This window comes from Neisseria basseii (assembly GCF_962707005.1).
Taxonomy (GTDB): domain Bacteria; phylum Pseudomonadota; class Gammaproteobacteria; order Burkholderiales; family Neisseriaceae; genus Neisseria; species Neisseria bergeri.
On sequence record NZ_CAUIXH010000005.1, the window covers coordinates 44,940 to 68,777 of the forward strand.

Consider the following 23,838-nt stretch of genomic DNA (forward strand, 5'->3'; position numbering starts at 1 on the left):
GTATTTTCTGTTTTTGAGCGGCAGTCGGTCTTACGCTGCCGCGTGTTTCTATATTAACAAATAAATTATGTTTTCAACAAGATGAATATCGCCAGACATTGGCACGCCTTTCAGACGGCATGGTGTTTCCAAACTTACGGGGCAGGTTGTTCCGGGAAAAACAGTGCTTCTGAATTCAAGTAGATGCGTGTCTGTGTGCCGTCTGAAAAATCGGGTGCGTAGGGGGTGTTCAGCGTCAGGATGGTTTGCTCGATTTTCAGGCGGATTTGGATGTGGCGTGCTTTGGGTATGGCGTTGAGGATGGTGGCGGATAATTCGGCAGCATGGGTGTTCGGGCAGTTGAAGCTGAATTGTTCCGGACGGATGAGCAGTGTACCGCGTGTGCCTGCGGGTAAGGTGTTTCCGACGGGGAGCCTGCCTAATTCGGAGTCTGCCGTACCGTCGGCGTTGAGTGTGGCGGGCAGGGAGATACCTTCGCCGATAAACAGGGCTGTTTCAAGGTCGGCAGGTTGTCGGTACAGTTCGTGGGGGGCTGCAGTCTGGAGGATACGCCCTTGTTTCATGACGGCAATCCGGTCGGCGTATTGCAGGGCTTCTTCCCGGTCGTGGCTGACGAAAACGGCAGATTTGCCGTTGGCGCGCAGGGCGGCAATCATGTCTTCGCGAATCTGGCGGCGCAACTGTTCGTCCAGTGCGCTGAAGGGTTCGTCCAGTAGGATGAGTTCGGGATCGGGGGCGAGGGCGCGGGCGAGGGCGACACGTTGTTGCTGTCCGCCTGAAAGTTCGTGCGGATGACGGTTTGAGAGTTCGGAAATGCCGGTCAGGGTCATCATGGCTTCGATGCGTTGCCGCTCCTGCGCCGTCTTGCCTTTGCCGTTGCCCAGTCCGTAGGCGATGTTGCGGTAAACGGTCAGGTGGGGGAACAGTACGCCTTCTTGTACGACGTAACCCAAACGGCGTTCGCGGACGGGAAGGTTGGTATTTTCTGAATAGATTGTTCTTCCGTAAAGCGAGATTTCTCCGGAATCGGGCTGTTCAAAACCGGCAAGGCAGCGCAGCAGCGTGGTTTTGCCGCAACCTGATGCACCGATGACGAAGAGGATTTCCCCTTTGCCGAGTGTGAGCGAGATATTTTGCAGAACGGCATGGTTCTGGAAGTTTTTGGTCAGTTGGCGGATTTGGAGTGCGGGCGCGGTCATAGTCGGTCTTTCGCAGCAGTGTTATTTGAAGGCGTATTTTTTCAGTATGAATACGGGCAGGCCTGAAAACAGTACCAGCATAAGGGCATACGGGGTGGCGGCGGCATATTGTGCGTCTGACGTGTATTCCCAAACGGCGGTGGAGAGCGTGTGGACATCATCTGCGGTCAGCAGCAGGGTGGCGGTCAGCTCTTTCATCAGGTTGAGGAAGACGAGTGCGAATGCGGCGGTAATGCCGGGCAGGATGGACGGCAGCACCAACGTCCTGAAAATAAAGAAGTGTCCGCGCCCCAATGTTGCGCCGACCTGTTCCATGCCTTTGGGGAATTGTTCCAAGGAAGTCCTCAGGGTGGTTTGCGCCATCGGCAGGTAAAGCATGAAATAGGCAAGGACGACGACGATAAAGGTTTGGTAAACGGATGGTGCGTAGTTGATGCTGAAATAAATCAGCGACAAGGCGATCACCAGGCCGGGTACGGCGTGCAGCAGGAAGGGCAGCCTGTCTATCCATACGGTCAGCAGGTTGCGGTAGCGTATGGATGCCCAAACCAAGGGCAATGCGCACAAAATGGTCAATAATGCGCCGGCGGCGGATACGCCCATCGATCGGGCAAATGCATCGAATACGGATACGAGTTCAAATGTGCCGGACGAGCCGACCATCATCCAGCGGATAAGGATGCCGAATGGGATGACGATGCTTAAAACCAGCAGCGAGCCAAGAAAAAATACTGTGCAGATTTGCGCGGGCAGCTTCATCGTTTTGACCGGGTAGGGGCGGGCAACGCCTTTGCCGCTGTGATAGAGCTTGGTTTTTCCACGGAAAATGCTTTCTCCAAATACGACGATGCCGCACACTGCCATTAAAACGGCGGACAGCAGCGCGGCGGTGTTATTGTCGAACGACATTTCGTATTCTTGGAAAATGGCGGTGGTAAAGGTCGGATAGTTGAGTATCGATACTGCACCGAATTCAATCAACATGTGCAACGCAATCAGCAGGATGCTGCTGCCGATGGCAGGTTTGAGTTGGGGAAGTATGGCGGAAAAGAAAGTTTGCAGGCGGCTTTTACCCAAGGAAAGGCTGACTTCTTCAAACGACAGGCTGATGCGTTTGAGGGCCGCCTCGACCGGTAGGTAGGCGAGGGGAAAAGACGACAGGCTCATAATCATAACGGTTCCCCAAAATCCCTCCACGCGGAAAGTCAGGCTGATCCAAGTGAAGCAGCTGACAAATGCGGGGATGCACAAAGGCAGGGTAATGGCCGTCTGAAAAAAGGTTTTGCCGAAAAAGCGGTAACGTTGGAACAAAAGGGCGCAGGCAATGCCCAAAACAATGGAAATCAGGGTTACGCCGAACATCAGCAGCAGGGTGTTGCCAAGCAAATCCCACATACGCGGGCGGAACAGCAGTTCATAGGCGCGTGCCGCGCCGACCTGCCACGAACGCATAGCGACATAAAGGAAGGGGAGGATGAGCGGCAGTCCGACAAACAAGATGAGGACGGTCAGCCATAAAGGTGGTTTGTTGCGGGACATAAATCGGATTCGGATAGAAAACGGCCGGACAGCAGGGTTGCCCGACCGTTTGAACGGAAAAAGTTTATTTCAGGCCTGCCTGTTCGAGAAGGCGGGTCGCTTTTTCTTTATCGGCGATGGTGGTTGCAGATACTTCAGGTGCCTCCAGTTTGGCATAAGGTTCCATATTGAACGGGGAAGACACGCCGGCGTGCAGCGGATATTCTGCGCGGGCGGAAGCCAAGACCTGCTGTCCTTGTTTGCCTGCGAGGAAGGCGACGAATTTTTGTGCTTCGGCTTTATTCGGGGAAGATTTCAGCACTGCCGCGCCGGAATAGGTAACGAGTGCGCCGGGGTCTTTGCGGCGGACGAAGTTCAGGCGGGAATGGATGTTGTGCACGCCTTTTTCTTTGGCAAACGCATACCAGTAGTAGTTGTTGATGAGGGCGGCCGGTACTTCGCCGTTTTCGACGGCTTGGAGCGCGACAGTGTTTTTAGCATACAGTTTGCCGTTTTCTTTTAAGCCTTTGAGCCATTTCAGGGCGGCTGCTTCGCCTTTCAGTTTGACGATGGCGACAACCTGTTCCAAGAACGCGCCTGAAGTCGGCACATAACCGATGCGGTCTTTCCATTTCGGCGTGGCGTAATTCAGGACGGATTTTTCCAAATCTTTTTCAGACAGTTTGCGGGTGTCGTAAACGACGACGCGCGAACGGCCGCTCAATGCCACCCAGTCTTTTTTGGCGGCAACCGGCACGCCTTTGCGGCGTGTGTCGTTAATCGTTTTTGCGGGGAGGGTTTCTAAGAGGTTGGCTGCGGAAAGCGTAACCAGCGGGGGGATTTGTTCGGAATAGAATACGTCGGCGGGGCTTCGGCTGCCTTCTTCTTTGATTTGGCCGGCAAGCTGGTCGCTTTTGCCGCTGTTAATTTTTACTTTGATACCGGTGGCTTGGGTAAAGGCATCGGCAAGTGCCTGCGTGGCTTCTTTGTGTTGACCGTTGTACACGGTAATGTCTGCCAGCGCAGGGGTTGCGGCGGTCAGGGCTGCGGCAAGCAGTGCGTATCGGATAGATGTTTTCATATCGATTTTCTCCTAATGAATGAGGGTGTATATCTTGTTAAGACATAACGGAGTGTAGTGTATTCCTTCTTTTTTATAAATGCAAATAATTATTTTTTTAAATTTGTTGTTGTCCAATCCGGTTATTGTTTGTTCTGACTTGTATTTTTTTCCGTGCATCGCGCCCGTAAGGTGGAAGCGGCGGGTAATGCGTGTCGGAATGTGGGTAAAGGCAGCATTTTGACTTGTCTGAATACTTGAGAACCCTTCCCTTTAAAACGCTGCCTGAACAGGGTTGCCGGAATAGTATTGCCATCCCAGCGGATACAGTTTGTCGGGGTCTTGCCAATATTGTTCATCCAGACTGTTCAACAGAGAGACGGTTTTGTTGTCGAGATGTTGCGTTATATCCCACATTTCTTTCAGGTTTTTACCTTCCGATTGGAGGTGGCGGATTTCTTTGTCCAATGCGTCTGCCGCCCGATGGATCAGCATTGCGCTGTGTACCGCGCCGATTTTTTTCAGAACGGAACAAGTCTTTTCGGCGGCGGGAAAACCCCAGTTGCAGACAAATTGCAGTATGCCGCCGTTGCCGATGTCGGCTTCCGCCCGCCAAATTAAAACCAGCTCCTGTTCTCGTCCGTTCATGCTTTCGAGTTTGCCGTCATGCTGTTCAAAAAGTTTGTCCACCGCCTGCCACATCATCTGTTCGAAGCGGTCGGCTTGGGTATCCGTATCGGTCATAGTGTTCTTGCCTTTTAAGAATGCCGTCTGAACATTTCTTCAGACGGCATCGGGGGTTAAGCTGACACTTCACGCCAGCGTTTGACTTGGAAACGGACTTGTTCAGGCGCGGTGCCGCCCAAGTGGTTGCGCGCGTTTAAGCTGCCCTCGGGTGTCAGCACGCTGTAAACGTCGTCTGAAATCAGCTTGCTGAAACCTTGTAAGACTTCAAGCGGCAGTTCGCTCAAATCAACGTCAGCTTCATCGGCGTGGCGCACGGCTTGAGCGACGATTTCATGACTGTCACGGAAGGGCATGCCTTTTTTCACCAAGTAATCCGCCAAATCGGTGGCGGTGGCAAAACCCTGCATTACGGCGGCGCGCATATTGTCGGGTTTGACGGTTACGCCGCGCATCATGTCGGCGTAAATCCGCAACGTGTCGATAAGCGTGTCGGCGGTGTCAAACAGCGGTTCTTTGTCTTCCTGATTGTCTTTGTTGTACGCCAAGGGCTGCGATTTCATCAGGGTAATCAGGCCGATAAGGTGTCCGATGACTCGGCCGGATTTGCCGCGCACGAGTTCGGGCACGTCGGGGTTTTTCTTCTGCGGCATGATGGACGAACCCGTACAGAAGCGGTCGGCGATGTCGATAAAGCCGAAACGCGGGCTCATCCACAAAATCAATTCTTCGGACAGGCGGCTCAGGTGAACCATAACCAGCGAGGCGGCAGCCGTGAACTCGACGGCGAAATCGCGGTCGGATACGGCATCGAGCGAGTTTTGGCAGATTTGTTCAAAGCCCAATAGCTCGGCGGTGATTTCGCGCCGAATCGGATAAGTCGTACCGGCAAGGGCGGCTGCTCCGAGCGGCATACGGTTGACGCGGCGGCGGCAGTCCGCCATCCGTTCGTTATCGCGTCCGAGCATTTCGACGTAGGCGAGCATATGGTGTCCGAAGCTGACAGGCTGGGCGACTTGCAGGTGGGTAAAGCCGGGCATAACGGTTTCGGCGTTTTGTTCCGCCAAATCCAGTAATGCCGTCTGAAGGTTTTGAATCAGGTTTTGGATAACGGTAATCTGGTCGCGCAGCCAAAGGCGGATGTCGGTGGCGACTTGGTCGTTGCGGCTGCGGCCGGTGTGTAGGCGTTTGCCCGCGTCGCCGATTTTGTCGGTCAGGCGGCGTTCGATGTTCATATGGACATCTTCCAAATCGGACGACCATTCGATTTCGCCGTTGCGGATTTCTTCGAGGATTTCCGCCATACCCCGGCGGATGTCCGCCAAATCGCCTTCGTCCAACACGCCGGTTTCTTTCAACATTTGCGCGTGGGCGAGCGAGCCTTGAATGTCCCATTCGGCAAGGCGTTGGTCGAAACCGATGGAGGCGGTGTATTGTTTGACGAGTTCGGAAACGGGTTCGTTGAAACGTCCGGACCAGGTTTTGTCGTGCATAAGGATTCCTTGATGTGGTTATTCGGTACGGTATTTTTCCAAAAGGCGGCGGAAGGGTTCGCCGGTTTCGGGGTGTTTCAGGCCGTAGGCGACGGTGGCTTCGAGGTAGCCCAGTTTGCTGCCGCAGTCGTAGCGTGTGCCTTCAAAGGGGTGCGCCAGGACAAATTCGTGATCGAGCAGCTTGGCGATGCCGTCTGTAAGCTGGATTTCGTTGCCCGCGCCGCGAGGCAGTCCGGTCAGTAAGTCGAAAATGCGCGGGGTGAGGATGTAGCGTCCAACAACGGCAAGGTTGGAGGGCGCGTCTTCGGGCTTGGGTTTTTCGACAATGCCGGTAATGCGTTGGAACTGTTTGAGCTGTTCGGTTTCGACGATGCCGTATGAGCCGGTTTGCGACGGTTCGACGGTTTCTACGCCCAAAATGCTGTTGCCGCTGCGTTCGTACACTTCGACCATTTGTTTGAGCGCGCCTTTTGGAGCATCGATTAAGTCGTCAGCCAAAATCACGGCGAAGGGTTCGTCGCCGATGGCAGCGCGGGCGCACAAGACGGCGTGTCCGAGTCCCAGTGCTTCGGCCTGGCGGATGTAGAGGCAGGTAATGTTCGGCGGCAGGATATTGCGGACGTGTTCCAACAATTTGTCTTTATGACGCATTTCCAACTCGGTTTCGAGTTCGTATGCCTTGTCGAAATGGTCTTCGATGCTGCGTTTGTTGCGTCCGGTAACAAACACCATTTCCGTGCAGCCGGCTTCCACGGCTTCTTCTACGGCGTATTGGATCAGCGGCTTGTCGACAATGGGCAGCATTTCTTTCGGGCTTGCCTTGGTGGCGGGCAGGAAGCGGGTTCCCATCCCTGCGACGGGGAAGACGGCTTTTTTTATCGGTTTCATTCTTTTTCCTTTGTATTGTTTTGATGTTAAAGGGCGAGTTTGCGTAAGAGTTCGGCAAGTGCCTGCGCGCGGTGGCTTTCGCGGTTTTTGACCTCCGAATCCAATTCGGCGGCAGTTTTGCCGTGTTCGGGCAGATAAAAATACGGGTCGTAACCGAAACCGTTTTGCCCGAGCGGTGTGTCGTTCCATTGTCCGTGCCATACGCCTTCGGCGATAATCGGACGCGGGTCGTCTTTATGGCGGACAAAAACCAATACGCAGACATAAGAACAGCTTTTGTCGGCTTTGCCGGCAAGTTCGGCGGCAAGTTTCAGGTTGTTGGCGGTATCGGATTTGGGATTGTCGCCCGCGTAACGTGCGGAATGTATGCCCGGCGCGCCGTTTAAGGCGGCGGCACAGATACCGCTGTCGTCGGCAAGCGCGGGCAGCCCGCTGTATTCGGCGGCGTGCCGGGCTTTTGCCAGCGCGTTTTCGACAAAGGTGGGATAGGGTTCGGGGCATTCGGGTATGCCGAATGCGGATTGCGGCAATACGGTGATGCCGTAAGGTTTGAATAAGTTGCCGAATTCTTTGAGTTTACCTGCATTGCCGCTTGCCAAAACGATTTTTTCCGGTTTTTCAGCCATGGCGGTTTTCCTTTGCGGCGGATTGGGCGGCGCGTAGGGATTTGTGCCGCAGGTAGAGGGCGAGTGCGCCGATTTGCCCGAACAGCGCGCCGAATGCGAAAAGGAAGGACGCGACGGCGAAGGCTTTGCTGCCGACGGTCAGCAGATAAGCACCCAAGAGGACGAGCAGCATAAATGCCAGTGTGAACAGGGCAACAGACAACAGATAGGTTTTTCGGCGGTTCATGGCGTTCGGTCGGAAACGGTATGTTCGGATTATAGCCGATTGGGACGGTATTCCCTAGGGCTTGGAAAAATGCCGTCTGAAGCGGCGTTCAGACGGCATGGCGGGCGTTATGCCTGTTTGTTCCAACGTTCGATGGATTCTTTGATGACTTTTTTCGCTTCTTCCACATCGCCCCAGGATTCGACTTTGGTCGTACCCGCTTTTTTCAGGTCTTTGTAGTGGTTGAAGTGGAACTCGATTTGTTTGATGAGCTGTTGCGGCAAATCGGCCAAAGTTTTGTAGGCGTTGCCGTTGTTGCGGTCGTCGGCAGGAACGCAGACGATTTTGTCGTCAACTTCGCCGTCGTCAACGAATTTCATCACGCCGATAACGCGCGCTTCCAAGAATACGCCGGTTGCCAGAGGTTGTTCGGTAACGAGCAGCACGTCCAATTCGTCGCCGTCTTCGTCCAAAGTTTGGGGAATGAAGCCGTAGTTGGTCGGTTTGGCGAAGATGGCGGGTTCGACACGGTCGAGTTGGAATACGGCGAGTTTGCGGTTCCACTCGATTTTGTGGTTGCTGCCGGCGGGGATTTCGTTGACGACGTTGATGATGCCGCCGTCCACGTCGCCCGGGGTCAGGATTTGGTTGAAGTCTGCCATTTGGTTTCCTTTGTTTCTGAGGATTTGAACGGCAGGAGTATAGCAAACAAAAAGTTTGATGGAAACGCCGTCATGCCGTCTGAAAAGGGTTCCGGATATTTTCAGACGGCATTTTTCAAAGCCTGCCCAAGCGTCTGCCTAATTCCAAAATCGCGCGCCTATTGGACGGGGAAAACACTTTTTCCGCCGCTTCTTCCATATCGAACCAACCGTAGGAGACATGTTCTTCGGGTTGCAGGACGATGGGCGTATCGTGCGGGATTTCGGCAGAGAAGAGGTGTTCGCGGTTTTCAAACACGCCTTTTGGATAGCGGTGCCGCCAGTGGTGGTAGATTTCGTAAACCGTGCTGTCGTGCCAGTCTTGAAGCTGTCCTTCCGCCAGCAGTATGCCGGTTTCTTCCCAAACTTCGCGCCTTGCCGTTTGGGCAACGGTTTCCCCGGGTTCGAGGCTGCCGGTTACAGACTGCCAAAATCCTTTCGGATGCGTGCGTTCGATGAGGAGGATACTGCCGTCCCCGTCATGGAGTACGACCAGTGCGGAGACGGGGTATTTGAGCGGTTTTGCCATCGGCATCTTTCGGCGGGCTGATGTAATGAAGGGGCGGATTATAGCAAACGCCGCACGTTATGGCGTTTATCCTTTTCCGCATTCTTTTCCGTCCGGGCGGGACGTGTCGGCGTTTGCCGGTAAATTTTCCGTTGTGTCAAAAAGATAAGGGCGGTTGTGATTTTAATGCTTGCCAAAGTGACGGGCGGAAACTATAATCCGCAACTTATCGAGTCGGAGTGTGGCGCAGTCTGGTAGCGCACTTGCATGGGGTGCAAGGGGTCGAAGGTTCGAATCCTTTCACTCCGACCAAAAAAACATAAGGCAGCCGTTTTTGAAACGGCTGCTTTTTTGTCTGTATAAAGAAAGGTCGTTTGAAACCGTATTTATTGTTTAAGACAACCTCTTAGCTCAAACTTTGAGAACCGCATGCGTGCGTTCCGCACACATGCTGCTTGTTGAGTTTAGGTTTCATATGGGCTATGGCTTGCTAGTTGCACAGGCTGTGCTTGTTAATACTTATTCATTAGCTATTTTGGAATACATATGCTCCACAGACTTGGGTGATAGTGGTGCTTTACACTCGGTGCAATAATCTTTATTAAATGGGGAAATTCCTCTTGAATAAGTTAAATTATTAGCATCAATCTCAAATGATTTGCCATTAAATTTTTGAAAAGAATGGCAATATGGACATATGCCGGCAATCGGAATATAAATAATACAAAAAAGTAATCCAACAACCCAATATAACGAGAATGGGAAAATAAAACAGGGTTAGATTTTAATCATTTTATAGGTGGTGATATCAATAAGAAAGGCACAGTAACAGGAGGGCATAGTCTAACCCGTGGTGATGTACGGGTGATACAACAAACCTCGGCACCTGATAAACATGGGGTTTATCAAGCGACAGTGGAAATTAAAAAGCCTGATGGAAGTTGGGAAATGAAAAAAGGAAGGGGCGGAAAACCTATGACAAATCATTCTATGTTCCCAAAAGATTGGGATGAGGCTAGAATTAGGGCTGAAGTTACTTCGGCTTGGGAGAAAAGAAAGGAATTAGAAGGTCAAAAATGGAGAGGTACAAGTAAATCTGGTGTTGAAATAGAAGGATTTACGGAACCTAATCGAACAGCTTATCCACTTTATAATAGTAAATGAAGTATTGATTAAAAAGGTGTTTTTAAATGTATAAAATAAAATGTTTTTATGATCAGTTTAGTTCTGGTGAATTATTTAACTACTGCCAGTTTTTAGATAATTCTTCTAATCAAAAGATAAATACACGAGGAACAGTGTATCAATATATTATTTATGTTTTAACAGGAGACCTTTATCTACAAAAAGACATAGATGAAAATTTAGAATTTATCCATCAAGCAGAAAATAATCCCAATGAAGTTTATTCAGGAGGTGGACAAGGTTTTTGCTGGGATATTTCTGCTGAAAAAGTAGTTTTCTATCACAACGAATTTGATGAAGAAGACGGCTGGCCTGATTTAAGCTGTTCGCTGCATACTTTTAAAACTGCTTTAATTGCTTGGAATGCTTTTTTGCAATTGCCTAAAAGTATTCATTCGGTGGTGGAGACTGTGATTGAGGAATAAGCATAATTAGCTTATAGTAAATATAATAAAAAAAAATATCTTTCTTTAAGAAATTATTGTTTGTAACAATTTCTTGGAGGGTTGCCGCACCAGATATACAGGCTACGGAAATAAAAAAAATCTTAGGAATTAACATTCTTTTTTGAAATTTTTTTGCAATATACATTGCTTTTTCTTTGTCATCTAATTTTCTCATATCTCTTACTTCTTCCATTCCAAATCCAAATATCCCATTTCAACATACCACTTATTTCTACATGTACAAACTTTCTTGAAATGCCGTCTGAAAAGTTTTCAGACGGCATTTTTTATTTCTTCCAGTAGGCGGGAGTGAAGAGGATGAAGACGGTGAAGATTTCCAGCCTGCCCAAGAGCATGGCGGTAACGCAAATCCATTTCTGTATTACGTCCAAACCGGCGTAATTGCCGGCGGGCCCGACTTCGCCCAGTCCGGGGCCGGAATTGGTAATGCAGGCGATGACGGCGGTAAAGGCGGTGGTAAATTCCATACCGCTCGCCATCAGCAGGAAGCTGAAGAGGACGACGGTCATAAAGTAGATGAAGATGAAGGACATAACGGTCAGCGCGAGGCGGTCGGGTATGGCCTTGCCGCTGATTTTGACGGTGCGGACGGCTTTGGGGTGCAGCAGCACCATCATTTCGCGCAGGCTGAATTTGAACAGGACGAGGGCGCGTATGGTTTTGATGCCGCCGCCGGTCGAGCCGGAGCTGGCGAGGATGTTGGCGAGGAAAAACATCCACAGGGAAATCAGGAGCGGCCATTGTGCGAAGTCGGTGTTGGACAGCCCGTTTGCCAAGCCGATGGAGACGAAGTTGAAGGCGGTGTAGCGCAGGGATTCGGTAAAACCGGCGTAATGGCCGGTGTGCCACAGGTACAGGGCAGCGGCAAGGATGCTGCCGGAGAGCAGCAGCAGCATTGTCCGGCATTCTTCGTCTTTCCAATAGGTTTTGAGGCTGCGGCTGTTGAGGGCGGCGAAATGGCTGGCAAAATTGATGCCGCCGAAAATGGTGAAAACGATGATGACTGCTTCGATGAGGGGGGAGTTGTAATAACCGATGCTGGCATCGTGGGTGGAAAACCCGCCCAGCGAGAGGGTCGCCATTGCGTGACAGACGGCATCGAACCAGCCCATTCCGGCAAAATGCAGGCAGGTTGCCGCGAGGATAGTGATCAGGGTATAGCCGAACCAGAGTTTTTTCGCCACTTGGGAAATGCGCGGCGACATTTTGCTTTCTTTGTCAATGCCGGGGATTTCGGCTTTGAATAATTGCGTGCCGCCTACGCCGAGCATAGGCAGGATGGCGACGGCAAGGACGATGATGCCCATCCCGCCCAGCCAGTTGAGCATATGCCGCCAAAAGTTGACGGAGGGGGCGAGTCCGTCGACGTGGGCGATGACGGTCGCGCCGGTGGTGGTCAGTCCCGACATCGATTCAAAAAATGCGTCGGTAAAGCCCATATTCGGGAAATACAGGTACATCGGCATCGCAGCCATAGCGGCAAACGCCAGCCACAACATCAGGACGAGGGTGAAGCCGTCGCGCGGGCGCAGTTCGCGCCTGAACCGGAGGGTGGCGAACCGGACGATGCACGAGCCGGAAAGGGTAACGGTCGCGGTGGTGGCGAAGGCGGTGTACGCGCCGTCCGAAAAGGCGTAGGAGAGGGCGGCGGGTATCAGCAGGATAAAGGAAAACAGCATACCCAGTCGGGAGAGGACGTGGGCGATGGGCAGGATTTTGTGCATAGTGGGGCGGTCCGTTATTTTGCGAAGCTTTTCCAGTCTATGCCGCCGGCGGCTTGGACTTGGGTAATTTCTTCCGTTTCGAGGTTGACGGCGGTCAGCTGCCCGCCCCACAGCGCGCCGGTGTCCAGCGAGATGACGTTGTCGGCATTCGTGTAGCCCAGCGAGGACCAGTGTCCGAAGATGATGGTGTGGTCGAGGTTTTGCCGGTCGGGGGCTTTGAACCACGGGCGCAGGTAAAGCGGCATTTTTTTCACTGTGGATTTGTAGTCGAAATCCAGTTCGTTTTTAAAGGTCAGGGCGCGCATCCGCGTGAATGCGTTGACGATGAAGCGCAGGCGGGCATAGCCTTCCAAACCTTCGTCCCACGCGGCCGGTTTGTTGCCGTACATTTTGGAGAAGAATTTGACGTATTTTTTGCCGCGCAGTTCGGCTTCGGCTTCTCCGGCGAGCGATTCGGCTTTGGCGATGCGCCATTGTGGCAGGATGCCGGCGTGTACCATCACGCGGCTGCCCTCGCGTATCAAAAGCGGTTGTGCGCGCAGCCAGTCGAGCATTTTTCTGCCGTCGGGGTGTTTGAGTATGGGTTCGATTGTGTCGCTGCGTTTGGGTGCGCCTTCGCCGCAGCCGACGGCGAGCAGGTGCAGGTCGTGGTTGCCGAGGACGATTTGCACGCTGTTTTCGTGCCGGATGCAGAATTGCAGCGTTTCGAGGGATTTCGGGCCGCGGTTGACGATATCACCCGTCAGCCAGAGGGTGTCCGTGCCGTGGTTGAAACCGATTTTGCCGAGCAGCGCGGTCAGTTCGTCGAAACAGCCTTGGATGTCGCCGATTGCGTAATGTGCCATTGCGGGTGTTGTGAAGTGGGAAAGTGTTGCGGTTCGGACGGCACGGTTGGAAATCTTATGCCGTCCGAACGTGGAATTATGCGTTCAAAACGAGGACGGCTTCGGCTTCAACCTGCACGCCTTTGGGCAGCGAGGCAACGCCGATGGCGGCGCGGGCGGGGAACGGCTCGGCGATAAATTCCGCCATCACTTCGTTGAAAACGGCGAAGTTAGCAAGGTCGGTCAGGTAGGCGTTGAGTTTGACGATGTCGGCCAGCGTGCCGCCTGCGGCCTCAGCAACGGCTTGCAGATTTTTAAAGACCTGGCGCGCTTCGGCGCGGAAATCGCCGTTGCCGACGACGGTCATCGTGGCGGGATCGAGGGGGATTTGACCGCTCATGTAAACGGTGTCGCCCGCGCGCACGGCTTGGCTGTACGCGCCGATGGAGGCGGGGGCTTTGTCGGTATGGATGACGGTTTTGGACATTTCGGATTCCTTAAAAAATAGGGCGGCAGAAGCCGCAGCGTTCGGGATTATCGTACAAAACCGTCTGCTTGTGTAGTTTCAGACGGCATGGATGTTGAAAACAAAAACCGCCGAAAGGCTCGGCGGTTTGCGGAATAAGGCGTATATCAGAATTTGACGCGCACGCCGGCGGACAGTTCGCTGGAGCGGACGTTTTTGACAGTGTTGACTTTGCCGACGTAGTTGTAGCGGTAGCCGGCATCCAAATCGACATTCGGGGTAACGGCATAGCTTACGCCCGCCAATACGCCGAGACCGGTGGAGGTTTGGCTGAAGCTGTCGCTGCCGCCCAAGTCGACGGAGGCGCGGTTGAGGCTCAAGCGCGCGCCGAGATACGGTTTGACGGGCGATTGGGTGTCGAAGTCGTAAATGGCGGACGCGCCGATGCTGTAAAGTTTGACATCGGTGGATGCGGCTTTATAGTTTTTGTAGCGCGTGTAATCGACGGCGAAGCGGAGGTCGTTGATGCGGTAGCCTGCGGAGATGCGCGGGCTGAAGCCTTTGGCAGAACCTAAAGAGCTTGAGGCTTTGGCATGTGCGGCATCGGCTTGGACGTAAAAGCCGGATGCGCCTTCTGCCAGTGCGGCGGCCGGGAGGGCGAGGGCAATCAGTGCGGCAAGTGCTTTTTTCATATTTTGGTTCCTTTATGGTTAGGGAGAAAAATTGTTAAGAATCCGTTAAAGAATCCTGCCGTATTATACTGAAATTTTCTTTTTGCATCGTAATATTTTCAATGCCTCAAGATATGCGGCGGCATCCGGCTGCTCTGCCGACGGCAAAGCCGTTAACCCGCGCGTTGCCTTTAAATGGTGGCGGCGGCATCACGCGGTGGACGGGTGGAACTTGCAAACGGTTTGGAAAAAACCGCAAAGGCGCGGCGGCGGTATCTGTCGGATTGTTGCAGGCGCAGGCGTACGGTTTTTTGTGTGCGGCGTTGCCTTAAGCGTCGGACATTTCCGACGGCGGTTGTGCCGTCTGAAACGCCCGGCGGGGGATGCGGCTGTGTTTCCCATCGATAAGCATATTTGCCGGCCGCGTTCGGGGCGGGTTTTGCCCGGGCGGCCGCCGATTTGTTTGCGCTTATAAAAAACACTGCAACAAATCGTTTAAAAACAAGTGTCCTTTTTCGGTCGGGCGGAATACGGCGGGGTCGGTTTCCAGCAGCCCTTTTTGTCTTGCCGTTTCGATTTGCGCCATGATTTTGGCGGCGGGTACGCCTGTGCGCTCCTGCAACATTGCGGCGGGTACGCCGTCGGTCAGGCGCAGGGCGTTCATCATAAACTCGAACGGCAAATCTTCGGCGGCGACGGTTTTGCGTTCGACGGCTTCTCCCGGCCGGTTTTGCATCAGGGCGAGGTAGTCGTTGGGATGGCGGCGGCGGACGGTGCGCTCGATGCGGTCTGGGTAGGAGATTTTGCCGTGCGCGCCCGCGCCTATGCCTAAATAATCGCCGAACTGCCAGTAGTTCAAATTGTGGCGGCACTGCATGGCGGGTTTCGCAAAAGCCGATGTTTCGTAGTGGATAAAACCCACGCCTTCCAGCGCGCCGTGTACCGCGTCTTCGATGTCGAGGGCGGCTTCGTCTTGCGGCAAACCTTTCGGCGGCGTATGACCGAACGGCGTGTTCGGCTCCATCGTCAGATGATACGCGCTGATGTGGGTCGCGCCCGTAGCGATAGCGGTTTGAACGTCATCCAATGCCGTCTGAACGGTTTGGTTCGGCAGGGCATACATCAAGTCGATATTGACTTTATCAAATAATTTCAGGGCAGTAGCTATGGCGGTTAAGGCTTCTTTGCCGTTGTGGACGCGCCCCAGCCTTGAGAGCATATCGTCGTTGAAACTCTGTACGCCAATAGAAAGCCGCGTGATGCCTGCGTCTTTAAATCCTTGAAACTTCTCGATTTCAAACGTACCCGGATTGGCTTCCAACGTAATTTCCGCTTCCGGCTGCAAGCGCAACAGCGAACGCACGCCGCTTAACAAACGGTCAATCGATTCCGCCTGAAACAGGCTGGGTGTACCGCCGCCAAAAAATATCGTTTCCACCGGCCTGCCCCAAATATTGGGCAATTCGAGCTGCAAGTCGGTCAGCAGCGCGTCGATATAGGCGGCTTCGGGCAATCCGTTTTTCAGGCTGTGGGAATTGAAGTCGCAATACGGGCATTTTTTGATGCACCACGGGATGTGGATATAGAGCGACAGGGGCGGCAGGGCGGTGAGTCGGGTGCGGTTTGGAAAGGAAATGGTGTGCATGGTGTGGTTCGGAAAAGTGGGCAATGCCGTCTGAAGGCGGTTCAGACGGCATGGGTTCAGCCGAGCAGGGTAAGCAGTTCGGCTTCGCTGAGGACGGAAACGCCCAAGGCATTGGCTTTTTCCAGCTTGCTGCCCGCGGCTTCTCCGGCGACGACGTAGTCGGTTTTTTTGGACACGCTGCCGGAAACTTTGCCGCCTGCGGCTTCGATTAATGCTTGGGCTTGGTCGCGTTTGAGCGTGGGCAGAGTACCGGTTAACACGAAGGTTTTGCCTGCTACGGCTTTATTGATGCCGTCTGAACCTTGCGCCGCCTCATCTTCAGACGGCATTTGCGCGAAGAAGGTTTTCAGGTTTTCGAGCAGGGCGGCGTTTTGCGCGTTGCCGCGCCACGCCTGCCAGTCGGCAGGGAGGGCTTTGTCGTTTTGCAGCCCTTCTATACTTTGACCGGCGAGTTCCCATAAGGCTTGGGCTTTGTTTTCGCTGATTTTGAAGTCGGGCAGGCGGGCGATCCAGCGTTGCGGTTCGGCATATTGTGCGGCAGGCAGGCTGACGGCTTGGGCTTGCGGGGCAACGCCTGCGGCGAGCAGCTCGTCTATCATCGCCTGCTGTTCGGCTTGGGCGAAGAAGTGGGCGATGGAACGCGCCACTACCGTGCCGATGTCGGGCAGGCAGGCGAGGACGGGTTCGGGAGCGCGGCGGACACGTTCCAATGTGCCGAATGCCTGCGCCAGCGTTTTGGCGGTGCGTTCGCCGACGTGGCGGATGCCGAGCGCGAACAGGAAGCGGGCGAGTTCGGGCGTTTTGCCGGATTCTATGCCTGCGAGGATGTTTTCCGCCCACTTGGTCGGTTGTTTTTTATGTTTGCCCGACGCGCCGACCGAACTGTCTTCAGACGGCATTTGATCCGATTCGGCAACGGTTTTGTCCGCCGTTTCCTTCATTTTTTGCAGGGTCGGGATGTCGAGGCGGTAGAGGTCGGCGAAGTGGCGGACGAGGTCTTGCGCGACAAGCTGTTCGATTTGTTTTTCACCCAAGCCGTCGATGTCCATCGCTTTGCGCGAGGCGAAGTGGATTAAGCCTTGCGCGCGTTGTGCCTGACACAGCATGCCGCCGCTGCATCGGGCGACGGCTTCGCCTTCTTCGCGTTCGATTTCGCTGCGGCAGATGGGGCAGTGGGTCGGCAGGCGGTAGGGCTTGTAGAGCGGGACGGATTGGGTTTGGTTTGCAGCCGGTGCTTCGGCAAACAGGTCGTCTTGTTGGTATTTGATGCCGTCTGAAACGGCAACGGCGGTTTCCTGCATCGGGCGGCGTTCGAAAATTACGCGCACGACTTCGGGAATTACGTCTCCGGCGCGGCGCACGACGACGGTATCGCCGATGCGCACGTCTTTTCGGGACACTTCGTCCTGATTGTGCAGGGTGGCGTTGGTAACGGTTACGCCGCCGACGAATACGGGTTGCAGGCGGGCGACGGGGGTAACCGCGCCGGTGCGCCCGATTTGCACGTCAATCGCTTCGACGACGGTCAGGGCTTCTTCGGCAGGGAATTTGTGGGCAATCGCCCAGCGCGGCGCGCGGGAGATGAAGCCGAGTTCGCGCTGTTGCGCCAAGCTGTTGACTTTGACCACCATGCCGTCGATTTCGTAGGGCAGTTCGGGGCGTTTTTGCTGCATTTGTTCGTAAAACGCCAATACTTCGTCGATATTTTTGAAACAGCCGAAATTGCCATTGGGCAGGCTGAAGCCGAGCTCTTGGAAATAGGCGAGTTCTTGGATGTGTTCTTCCGCAATCAAACCGCCTTGCTGGCGGGCGACGGAGTAGGGGAAAAAGTGCAGTTTGCGTTGCGCAGTGATGCGCGAATCGAGTTGGCGCAGGCTGCCGGCGGCGGCGTTGCGCGGGTTGGCAAAGGGTTTTTGCCCGTTTTCGGCTTGTCTTTTATTGAGGGCGGCAAAATCGGCTTTTTGCATCAGCACTTCGCCGCGCACTTCGATGAGTTCTGGCAGATTTTCGCCGTGCAGCCGCAAGGGGATGTTGGCGACGGTTTTGACGTTTTGGGTAACGTCTTCGCCCGTCGTGCCGTCGCCGCGTGTTGCTGCTTGAATCAATACGCCGTCGCGGTAGAGCAGGCTGATGGCGAGGCCGTCGAATTTGGGTTCGATAACGTATTCGGGATTGCCGCCGTCTAAACCGTCGCGCACGCGTTGGTCGAAAGCGTACATTTCGGCATGGTCGAACACGCCGTTTTCATCTTGCGGGGAGAAGGCGTTGGTCAGCGACAGCATCGGCACTTCGTGGCGCACTTCGGCAAATCCAGCCAAAGGCTCGCCGCCGACGCGCTGGGTCGGGCTGTCGGGCAGTTTGAGCTCGGGATGGTTTAACTCCAACGCTTCGAGTTCGCGGAATAATTTGTCGTATTCGGCATCGGGTACGCTGGGCGCGTCGAGGGTGTAGTATTCGTAGGCGTAGCAGTTGAGGAGGTCGGTGAGGCGGCGGATGTGTTGTGCGGTCGGATTCATGGCGGATAGGTTTTCAGACGGCATTTTTAAAGATGCCGTCTGAACGGGAAACAGGTTGGAAATGGTCGGATTTTACCTGAAAACAAAAGGCGGATACACCGTTGCCGATGTATCCGCCTTTGTGTTTGCGGAGTTATGAGAACAGGCGCAATGCGGTTTTTCCTCCAGGCTGGATACCAACTTTGAGCATTTCCTCCTGACGCGCCAAAACGTAGGTGCGTACGTCTTTGAGCCATTGGGTCGAAACTTCTTCCATTTTGTCGTTGACCAGATTCAGGTTCAACTGGCCGGACAGGCGTACCGCCAAATCCATAAAGAGGTCGTCGAAGGTTTTTTCGCCTGCCGGGGAGTGCGGAATGTCGAGCAGCATACTGAAGCCTTTGTAGGACTGGTTGTCCAAAAGGGCATTGGTAAACGGCTCGTTGTTGAGCGTGCAGATGGAGAACATCGTCGAACCGGATTCGTCGGCGTAGTGGAACGCGCCGTCGTCTTCCAAGACGAAACCCACGCCCGTTACGGCGGAACGCAGTTCTACGCCGCTGATGCTGGTCGGGGAAACCAAATGGATGGCGATGGTCTGGTCGACGCGCGCGCAGAATGCGTCCAGTGCGGAAGCCACTTCGATAAAGGCGGCAAGGTCGGTGTGCAGCGTCTGACCGCCCATGCTTTGTGCGAATGCGTCCACCTGGCGGTTGAATGCGGAGAGTTCTTCCTGCGAGGCAAGTCCGTTGCGGCTGACTGCCTGAATACCCACGATAAATGCCTGATAGAGGATGCCCGGGATGGGTTCGGCAATCTGGAAATGGTCGTCCATGGTGCAGCCGACAATCTGGTAGCGGCAGCGGTTGGAAAGGCGCGGCAGTGCGTGCAGTTCTTTGGCTTCGGTCAGCGCGATATAGGAGATGAAATCGAAGCGCACGTCAAACCACGGCAGTTCGACTTTTGACAATTCTTGGAGCGTAATCAGCGGTTTTGCCGGCGTTTGCGGAACGGGAACGGGTTTTGCCGGCGCGTCGGCAGGTTTCGGTGCGGAATGTCCGGTTTGGGGTTCGGAAACGGTGTGGGCGGAGTTGCCGATAATGCCGCTTTCTTCCAAGACGGTTTCGATTTCGGTTTTGAACGGGGAGGCTTTTGTCTGTTTCTGCTTGGCAATGTAGACGGCATCCTGTTCTTGCAGGTTGCGCATGGCGGGGTCTTGGGGTTTTGCCGTTTTTTTGACCGCCGGTTGGGGTTTCGGCATCATGACTGTCCCGCCGGACGGTTTGCCGTCGCGGACGTGGCTGGTTTTGCTGTTGAGCAGGGCATCTTTGTCGGAGTGTCCGAACTGGTCGCGTACTTTTTTGCGGTATTGGTTTTCCTGATACATGTTGTAGGCGACAACGGCGAGGACGACGGCTAGAAACAGTACGATGTAAATCATGGCAATCACTTGTTAAATTTCGGGATGCAGGATACGCAAAGTGCGGCACTGCGGTTAAATCGGGCTTGCGTTTTCGGCATTGTGCCTGAACGGTCTGTCATAATGTTTGAATTATAACGAAAATCGAAGTGTCTGGCAGCAGTGTGTCGAAATAAAGGGGGATTTTCTGCAACACTGTATGAAATATGCGGTCTTCAGACGGCATTTCTGTCCACGGGAAACCCTTTCTCACGTATCCGCCGCCAGTCGAAAAAATGGCCGGGGTCGGTTTTGCGGCCGGGTGCGATGTCTTGGTGTCCTGTTACCGCCGTGATTGGGTAGCGGCGGCAGAGTGCTTCCAACAATGTTTCGAGCGAACGGTATTGTGCTTCGGCAAAAGGTTCGAAATCGCAGCCTTCCAGTTCGATGCCGATTGAAAATGCGTTGCATTTTTCCCTGCCGCCGAATGAAGATACGCCGGCGTGGTATGCCATATTGTCGCAGGAAACGAACTGTACCGTTTCTCCGTCGCGTTTGATTAAGAAATGGCTGGATACGCGCAAAGTGTGTATCAATCCGAAAAACGGGTGGTCGTTCGGGTCTAGGCGGTTGGCAAACAGCTTTTCCACCGCATCCGTGCCGTATTCGAACGGCGGCAGCGAGATATTGTGCAATACGACAAGGGAAACCTCTTCTTTGGACTCCCTTGGGCCGAAATTCGGCGACGGAATGTGGCGCACGCTTTGCAGCCAACCGTCCTGCCAGGGTGCCGTAGCGGGAGTGTCCATGATGTCCTTCCTGTCTTATGGGGTAATTTGGGTTATACTGTCGCCCGAATTTTAAGACGTATTCCGAATGCTGGGAATCCTACCATGTTGAAAAAATTGTTGAAATGGTCTGCCGTTTTTTTGACCGTGTCGGCAGCCGTTTTCGCCGCGCTGCTTTTTGTCCCTAAAGACAACGGCAGGGCATACCGAATCAAAATTGCCAAAAATCAGGGTATTTCGTCGGTCGGCAGGAAACTTGCCGAAGACCGCATCGTATACAGCAGGCACGTATTGATGGCGGCAGCCTATGCCTTGGGCGTGCATAACAGGTTGCACACAGGTACGTACAGGCTTCCTTCGGAAGTGTCGGCTTGGGATATTTTGCAGAAAATGCGCGGCGGTAGGCCGGATTTGGTTACCGTACAGATTATCGAAGGGTCGCGTTTTTCGCATATGAGAAAAGTCATCGACGCAACGTCCGATATCGGACACGACACCAAAGGCTGGAGCAATGAAAAACTGATGGCGGAAGTTGCGCCCGATGCCTTCAGCGGCAATCCTGAAGGGCAGTTTTTCCCCGACAGCTACGAAATCGATGCGGGCGGCAGCGATTTGCAGATTTACCAAACCGCCTACAAGGCGATGCAACGCCGTCTGAACGAGGCATGGGCAGGCAGGCAGGACGGGCTGCCTTATAAAAACCCTTATGAAATGCTGATTATGGCGAGCCTGGTCGAAAAGGAAACAGGGCATGAAGCCGACCGCGACCATGTCGCTTCCGTCTTCGTCAACCGCCTGAAAATCGGTATGCGCCTGCAAACCGACCCGTCCGTGATTTACGGCATGGGTGACGCATACAAGGGCAAAATCCGTAAAGCCGACCTGCGCCGCGACACGCCGTACAACACCTACACGCGCGGCGGTCTGCCGCCAACCCCGATTGCGCTGCCCGGCAAGGCGGCACTCGATGCCGCCGCCCATCCGTCCGGTGAAAAATACCTGTATTTCGTGTCCAAAATGGACGGCACGGGCTTGAGCCAGTTCAGCCATGATTTGACCGAACACAACGCCGCTGTCCGCAAATATATTTTGAAAAAATAAACCATGCCGTCTGAAAAGTTTGTGTTTTCAGACGGCATATCCTTGTCGGGAAAACCAATATGAAACCGCAATTCATCACTTTGGACGGCATAGACGGCGCCGGCAAATCCACCAACCTTGCCGTCATCAAAGCATGGTTTGAACGGAGGGGGCTGCCTGTGCTGTTTACGCGCGAGCCGGGCGGAACGCCGGTCGGTGAGGCCTTGCGCGAAATCCTGCTCAACCCTGAAACCAAAGCCGGTTTGCGTACGGAAACACTGATGATGTTCGCCGCCAGAATGCAGCATATTGAAGACGTGATATTGCCCGCGCTTTCAGACGGCATCCATGTCGTGTCCGACCGTTTTACCGATGCGACCTTTGCCTATCAGGGCGGAGGACGGGGGATGCCGTCTGAAGACATTGAAATTTTGGAACATTGGGTGCAGGGCGGTTTGCGCCCCGATTTGACCCTGCTGTTGGATGTGCCGCTCGAAGTGTCGATGGCGCGTATCGGACAGTCGCGCGAGAAAGACCGGTTCGAGCAGGAACAGGCGGATTTCTTTATGCGTGTGCGCAGCGTTTATCTGAACCGTGCCGCCGCCTGTCCCGAACGGTACGCCATTATCGACAGTAACCGCAGCTTGGATGAAGTCAGAAACAACATAGAAAAAGTGTTGGACGGACATTTCGGCTGTTGATGCGGCAAATATTGAAACAAGCGCATCCGCCCGCGCCGAAAATCAAACGGCAGTGCCGCAGGTGAAAATGGCGGTATGCGCCAAACTTTCGGCATGATAGAATTACGCTCGGTTACAAGGCAGGATGCGTCGGCAATATTAACGAACCGCCCGTAACATGATGACCCGAAAGCGTTTCGGACAGTCCGATTCAAATCTTTTTCTCGCAACAGGATTGACACATGGAAAACTCATTGAAAGAAGCCGCCCTCAAGTTCCACGAATTACCCGTTCCGGGTAAAATCTCCGTTACCCCGACCAAATCTCTGGCAACCGACAAAGATTTGGCGTTGGCGTACTCTCCTGGCGTAGCCGCTCCTTGTATGGAAATCCATGCCGATCCGCAAAATGCCTACAAATACACCGCCAAAGGCAACTTGGTCGCCGTCATTTCCAACGGTACGGCCGTTTTGGGCTTGGGCGACATCGGCGCGCTGGCGGGCAAACCCGTGATGGAAGGCAAAGGCGTATTGTTCAAAAAATTCGCCGGTGTGGATGTGTTCGATATCGAAATCGATGAAAAAGACCCGCAAAAACTCGTGGACATCATCGCCGCTTTAGAGCCGACCTTCGGCGGCATCAACCTCGAAGACATCAAAGCACCCGAGTGTTTCTACATCGAACGCGAATTACGCAAACGCTGCAAAATCCCCGTATTCCACGACGACCAGCACGGCACCGCCATCATTACCGCCGCCGCCGTATTGAACGCCCTGCGTTTTACCGGTCGCAAAATCGAAGAAGCGACCTTGGTATGTTCCGGTGCGGGCGCGGCAGCGATTGCCTGTCTGAACCAACTGCTGGATTTGGGCTTGAAACGCGAAAACGTAACCGTTTGCGACTCCAAAGGCGTGATTTACCAAACCCGCGAAGACAAAGATCGCATGGACGAATCCAAAAAATTCTACGCCGTTGAAGACAATGGCCAGCGCGTACTTGCCGATGCTGTCAAAGGTAAAGACATCTTCTTGGGTCTCTCCGGTGCAAACCTGCTGACTCCTGAAATGTTGAACACCATGAACGAAAAACCCATCGTGTTCGCTATGGCCAACCCGAATCCGGAAATCCTGCCGCCGCTGGCGAAAGAAACCCGTCCGGACGTGGTTATCGGCACCGGCCGTTCAGACTTTCCGAACCAAGTCAACAATGTATTGTGCTTCCCGTTCATCTTCCGCGGTGCGTTGGATGTCGGCGCGACGACCATCAACGAAGAAATGAAACGCGCCTGCGTGTATGCTTTGGCAGATTTGGCAATGGAAGAAGTAACCGAAGAAGTGGTTGCCGCTTACGGTAAGAAATTCGAATTCGGCGCGGAATACCTGATTCCGACCCCGTTCGACTCCCGCCTGCTGCCTCGCGTTGCTACTGCTGCCGCCAAAGCAGCGATGGAAAGCGGCGTGGCAACCCGTCCGATTGCAGACTTGGAAGCCTACGCCGCCAAGCTGGGCGAATGGAAGCTGTAAGCCGTTTGT

24 protein-coding genes, 1 tRNA gene and 1 pseudogene are annotated in these 23,838 nt (G+C 53.9%); 7 read left to right on the top strand and 19 right to left on the bottom strand.

The genetic code is table 11. From position 1 onward, the window contains the following. Positions 1–134: 134 nt before the first annotated feature. From Q9I99_RS04075 to nudB, 10 genes are all read right to left on the bottom strand, one after another. Positions 135–1,199: an ABC transporter ATP-binding protein gene (locus Q9I99_RS04075; protein WP_301668359.1), complete on the bottom strand. Its 1,065-nt coding sequence runs from the start codon at positions 1,197–1,199 to the stop codon at positions 135–137. 21 nt (positions 1,200–1,220) lie between these two features. Then, positions 1,221–2,738 carry an ABC transporter permease gene (locus Q9I99_RS04080; RefSeq protein ID WP_301668358.1) on the bottom strand — a complete coding sequence of 506 codons (1,518 nt, stop codon included), beginning with the start codon at positions 2,736–2,738 and terminating at the stop codon, positions 1,221–1,223. A gap of 64 nt (positions 2,739–2,802) precedes the next feature. Further along, the gene (locus Q9I99_RS04085; protein ID WP_118791939.1) at positions 2,803–3,798 is read right to left on the bottom strand and encodes an iron ABC transporter substrate-binding protein; all 996 of its coding nucleotides are present in this window, start codon (positions 3,796–3,798) and stop codon (positions 2,803–2,805) included. 252 nt (positions 3,799–4,050) lie between these two features. After that, on the bottom strand, positions 4,051–4,521 hold the full coding sequence (locus Q9I99_RS04090) for a DMP19 family protein (protein WP_301668357.1): 471 nt from the start codon (positions 4,519–4,521) through the stop codon (positions 4,051–4,053). A gap of 56 nt (positions 4,522–4,577) precedes the next feature. Beyond that, complete coding sequence (argH, locus tag Q9I99_RS04095; RefSeq protein WP_301668356.1) at positions 4,578–5,954, bottom strand: argininosuccinate lyase; 1,377 nt, start codon at positions 5,952–5,954, stop codon at positions 4,578–4,580. Between the two features lie 18 nt (positions 5,955–5,972). Continuing rightward, the gene (gene galU / locus Q9I99_RS04100) at positions 5,973–6,842 is read right to left on the bottom strand and encodes a UTP--glucose-1-phosphate uridylyltransferase GalU (protein WP_002217750.1); all 870 of its coding nucleotides are present in this window, start codon (positions 6,840–6,842) and stop codon (positions 5,973–5,975) included. Between the two features lie 26 nt (positions 6,843–6,868). Then, the gene (gene rdgB, locus Q9I99_RS04105) at positions 6,869–7,468 is read right to left on the bottom strand and encodes an RdgB/HAM1 family non-canonical purine NTP pyrophosphatase (RefSeq protein ID WP_301668355.1); all 600 of its coding nucleotides are present in this window, start codon (positions 7,466–7,468) and stop codon (positions 6,869–6,871) included. Continuing rightward, positions 7,461–7,694 (bottom strand): NGO_0222 family membrane protein, encoded by a 234-nt coding sequence (locus Q9I99_RS04110; protein ID WP_301668354.1) that lies wholly within the window; start codon positions 7,692–7,694, stop codon positions 7,461–7,463. The genes rdgB and Q9I99_RS04110 overlap by 8 nt, the downstream gene beginning before the upstream one ends. Before the next feature lie 107 nt (positions 7,695–7,801). After that, positions 7,802–8,335, bottom strand: coding sequence for an inorganic diphosphatase (locus Q9I99_RS04115; protein WP_301668353.1), 534 nt, complete (start codon positions 8,333–8,335; stop codon positions 7,802–7,804). A 115-nt stretch (positions 8,336–8,450) separates the two neighbouring features. Further along, complete coding sequence (gene nudB / locus Q9I99_RS04120) at positions 8,451–8,909, bottom strand: dihydroneopterin triphosphate diphosphatase (RefSeq protein WP_301668352.1); 459 nt, start codon at positions 8,907–8,909, stop codon at positions 8,451–8,453. A 208-nt stretch (positions 8,910–9,117) separates the two neighbouring features. Between nudB and Q9I99_RS04125 the strand changes: the two genes are divergently transcribed. The 3 genes and pseudogenes from Q9I99_RS04125 to mafI all read left to right on the top strand — a co-directional run bounded on the left by Q9I99_RS04125 (position 9,118) and on the right by mafI (position 10,492). Then, a tRNA-Pro gene (locus Q9I99_RS04125) sits at positions 9,118–9,194 on the top strand. 441 nt (positions 9,195–9,635) lie between these two features. Then, positions 9,636–10,046, top strand: a pseudogene (locus Q9I99_RS04130) (EndoU domain-containing protein); the annotation flags it as partial. A 26-nt stretch (positions 10,047–10,072) separates the two neighbouring features. Then, complete coding sequence (gene mafI / locus Q9I99_RS04135; RefSeq protein ID WP_002214231.1) at positions 10,073–10,492, top strand: protein MafI; 420 nt, start codon at positions 10,073–10,075, stop codon at positions 10,490–10,492. Positions 10,493–10,671: 179 nt separating this feature from the next. Here the strand turns inward: mafI and Q9I99_RS04140 are convergent, their stop codons facing one another. The 5 genes from Q9I99_RS04140 to nspA form a co-directional block, all read right to left on the bottom strand. After that, positions 10,672–10,797, bottom strand: a complete 126-nt coding sequence (locus Q9I99_RS04140; protein WP_301668351.1) for a hypothetical protein — start codon at positions 10,795–10,797, stop codon at positions 10,672–10,674. Positions 10,798–10,800: 3 nt separating this feature from the next. Then, positions 10,801–12,258, bottom strand: coding sequence for a TrkH family potassium uptake protein (locus tag Q9I99_RS04145; protein ID WP_301668350.1), 1,458 nt, complete (start codon positions 12,256–12,258; stop codon positions 10,801–10,803). 14 nt (positions 12,259–12,272) lie between these two features. Next, positions 12,273–13,103, bottom strand: a complete 831-nt coding sequence (locus Q9I99_RS04150; protein WP_301668349.1) for a symmetrical bis(5'-nucleosyl)-tetraphosphatase — start codon at positions 13,101–13,103, stop codon at positions 12,273–12,275. 76 nt (positions 13,104–13,179) lie between these two features. Next, entirely contained in the window at positions 13,180–13,569 is a 390-nt protein-coding gene (locus Q9I99_RS04155; RefSeq protein ID WP_301668348.1) for a RidA family protein, read from the bottom strand. Positions 13,570–13,715: 146 nt separating this feature from the next. Further along, positions 13,716–14,240, bottom strand: a complete 525-nt coding sequence (nspA, locus tag Q9I99_RS04160) for an outer membrane beta-barrel protein NspA (RefSeq protein WP_118791930.1) — start codon at positions 14,238–14,240, stop codon at positions 13,716–13,718. An 82-nt stretch (positions 14,241–14,322) separates the two neighbouring features. Between nspA and Q9I99_RS04165 the strand changes: the two genes are divergently transcribed. After that, on the top strand, positions 14,323–14,694 hold the full coding sequence (locus tag Q9I99_RS04165; protein ID WP_304666188.1) for a hypothetical protein: 372 nt from the start codon (positions 14,323–14,325) through the stop codon (positions 14,692–14,694). On the opposite strand, the gene hemW is transcribed toward Q9I99_RS04165, so the two are convergent. The 4 genes from hemW to ampD all read right to left on the bottom strand — a co-directional run bounded on the left by hemW (position 14,689) and on the right by ampD (position 20,567). Then, positions 14,689–15,864 (bottom strand): radical SAM family heme chaperone HemW, encoded by a 1,176-nt coding sequence (gene hemW / locus Q9I99_RS04170; RefSeq protein WP_301668346.1) that lies wholly within the window; start codon positions 15,862–15,864, stop codon positions 14,689–14,691. The two genes, Q9I99_RS04165 and hemW, sit on opposite strands and share 6 nt — an antisense overlap. Before the next feature lie 56 nt (positions 15,865–15,920). Further along, entirely contained in the window at positions 15,921–18,404 is a 2,484-nt protein-coding gene (ligA, locus tag Q9I99_RS04175) for an NAD-dependent DNA ligase LigA (RefSeq protein WP_301668345.1), read from the bottom strand. 109 nt (positions 18,405–18,513) lie between these two features. Next, positions 18,514–19,800, bottom strand: a complete 1,287-nt coding sequence (locus Q9I99_RS04180; RefSeq protein WP_301668344.1) for a cell division protein ZipA C-terminal FtsZ-binding domain-containing protein — start codon at positions 19,798–19,800, stop codon at positions 18,514–18,516. A 194-nt stretch (positions 19,801–19,994) separates the two neighbouring features. Further along, positions 19,995–20,567 carry a 1,6-anhydro-N-acetylmuramyl-L-alanine amidase AmpD gene (gene ampD / locus Q9I99_RS04185; protein ID WP_301668343.1) on the bottom strand — a complete coding sequence of 191 codons (573 nt, stop codon included), beginning with the start codon at positions 20,565–20,567 and terminating at the stop codon, positions 19,995–19,997. An 84-nt stretch (positions 20,568–20,651) separates the two neighbouring features. On the opposite strand from ampD, the gene mltG reads away from it, so the two are divergent. The 3 genes from mltG to Q9I99_RS04200 all read left to right on the top strand — a co-directional run bounded on the left by mltG (position 20,652) and on the right by Q9I99_RS04200 (position 23,829). Next, positions 20,652–21,647, top strand: a complete 996-nt coding sequence (gene mltG, locus Q9I99_RS04190; RefSeq protein ID WP_301668342.1) for an endolytic transglycosylase MltG — start codon at positions 20,652–20,654, stop codon at positions 21,645–21,647. A 59-nt stretch (positions 21,648–21,706) separates the two neighbouring features. Next, a complete protein-coding gene (tmk, locus tag Q9I99_RS04195) occupies positions 21,707–22,327 on the top strand; it encodes a dTMP kinase (protein ID WP_301668341.1) in 621 nt (206 codons plus the stop codon). A 221-nt stretch (positions 22,328–22,548) separates the two neighbouring features. Beyond that, complete coding sequence (locus Q9I99_RS04200) at positions 22,549–23,829, top strand: malic enzyme-like NAD(P)-binding protein (protein ID WP_301668340.1); 1,281 nt, start codon at positions 22,549–22,551, stop codon at positions 23,827–23,829. The last annotated feature ends 9 nt before the right edge of the window (positions 23,830–23,838 follow it).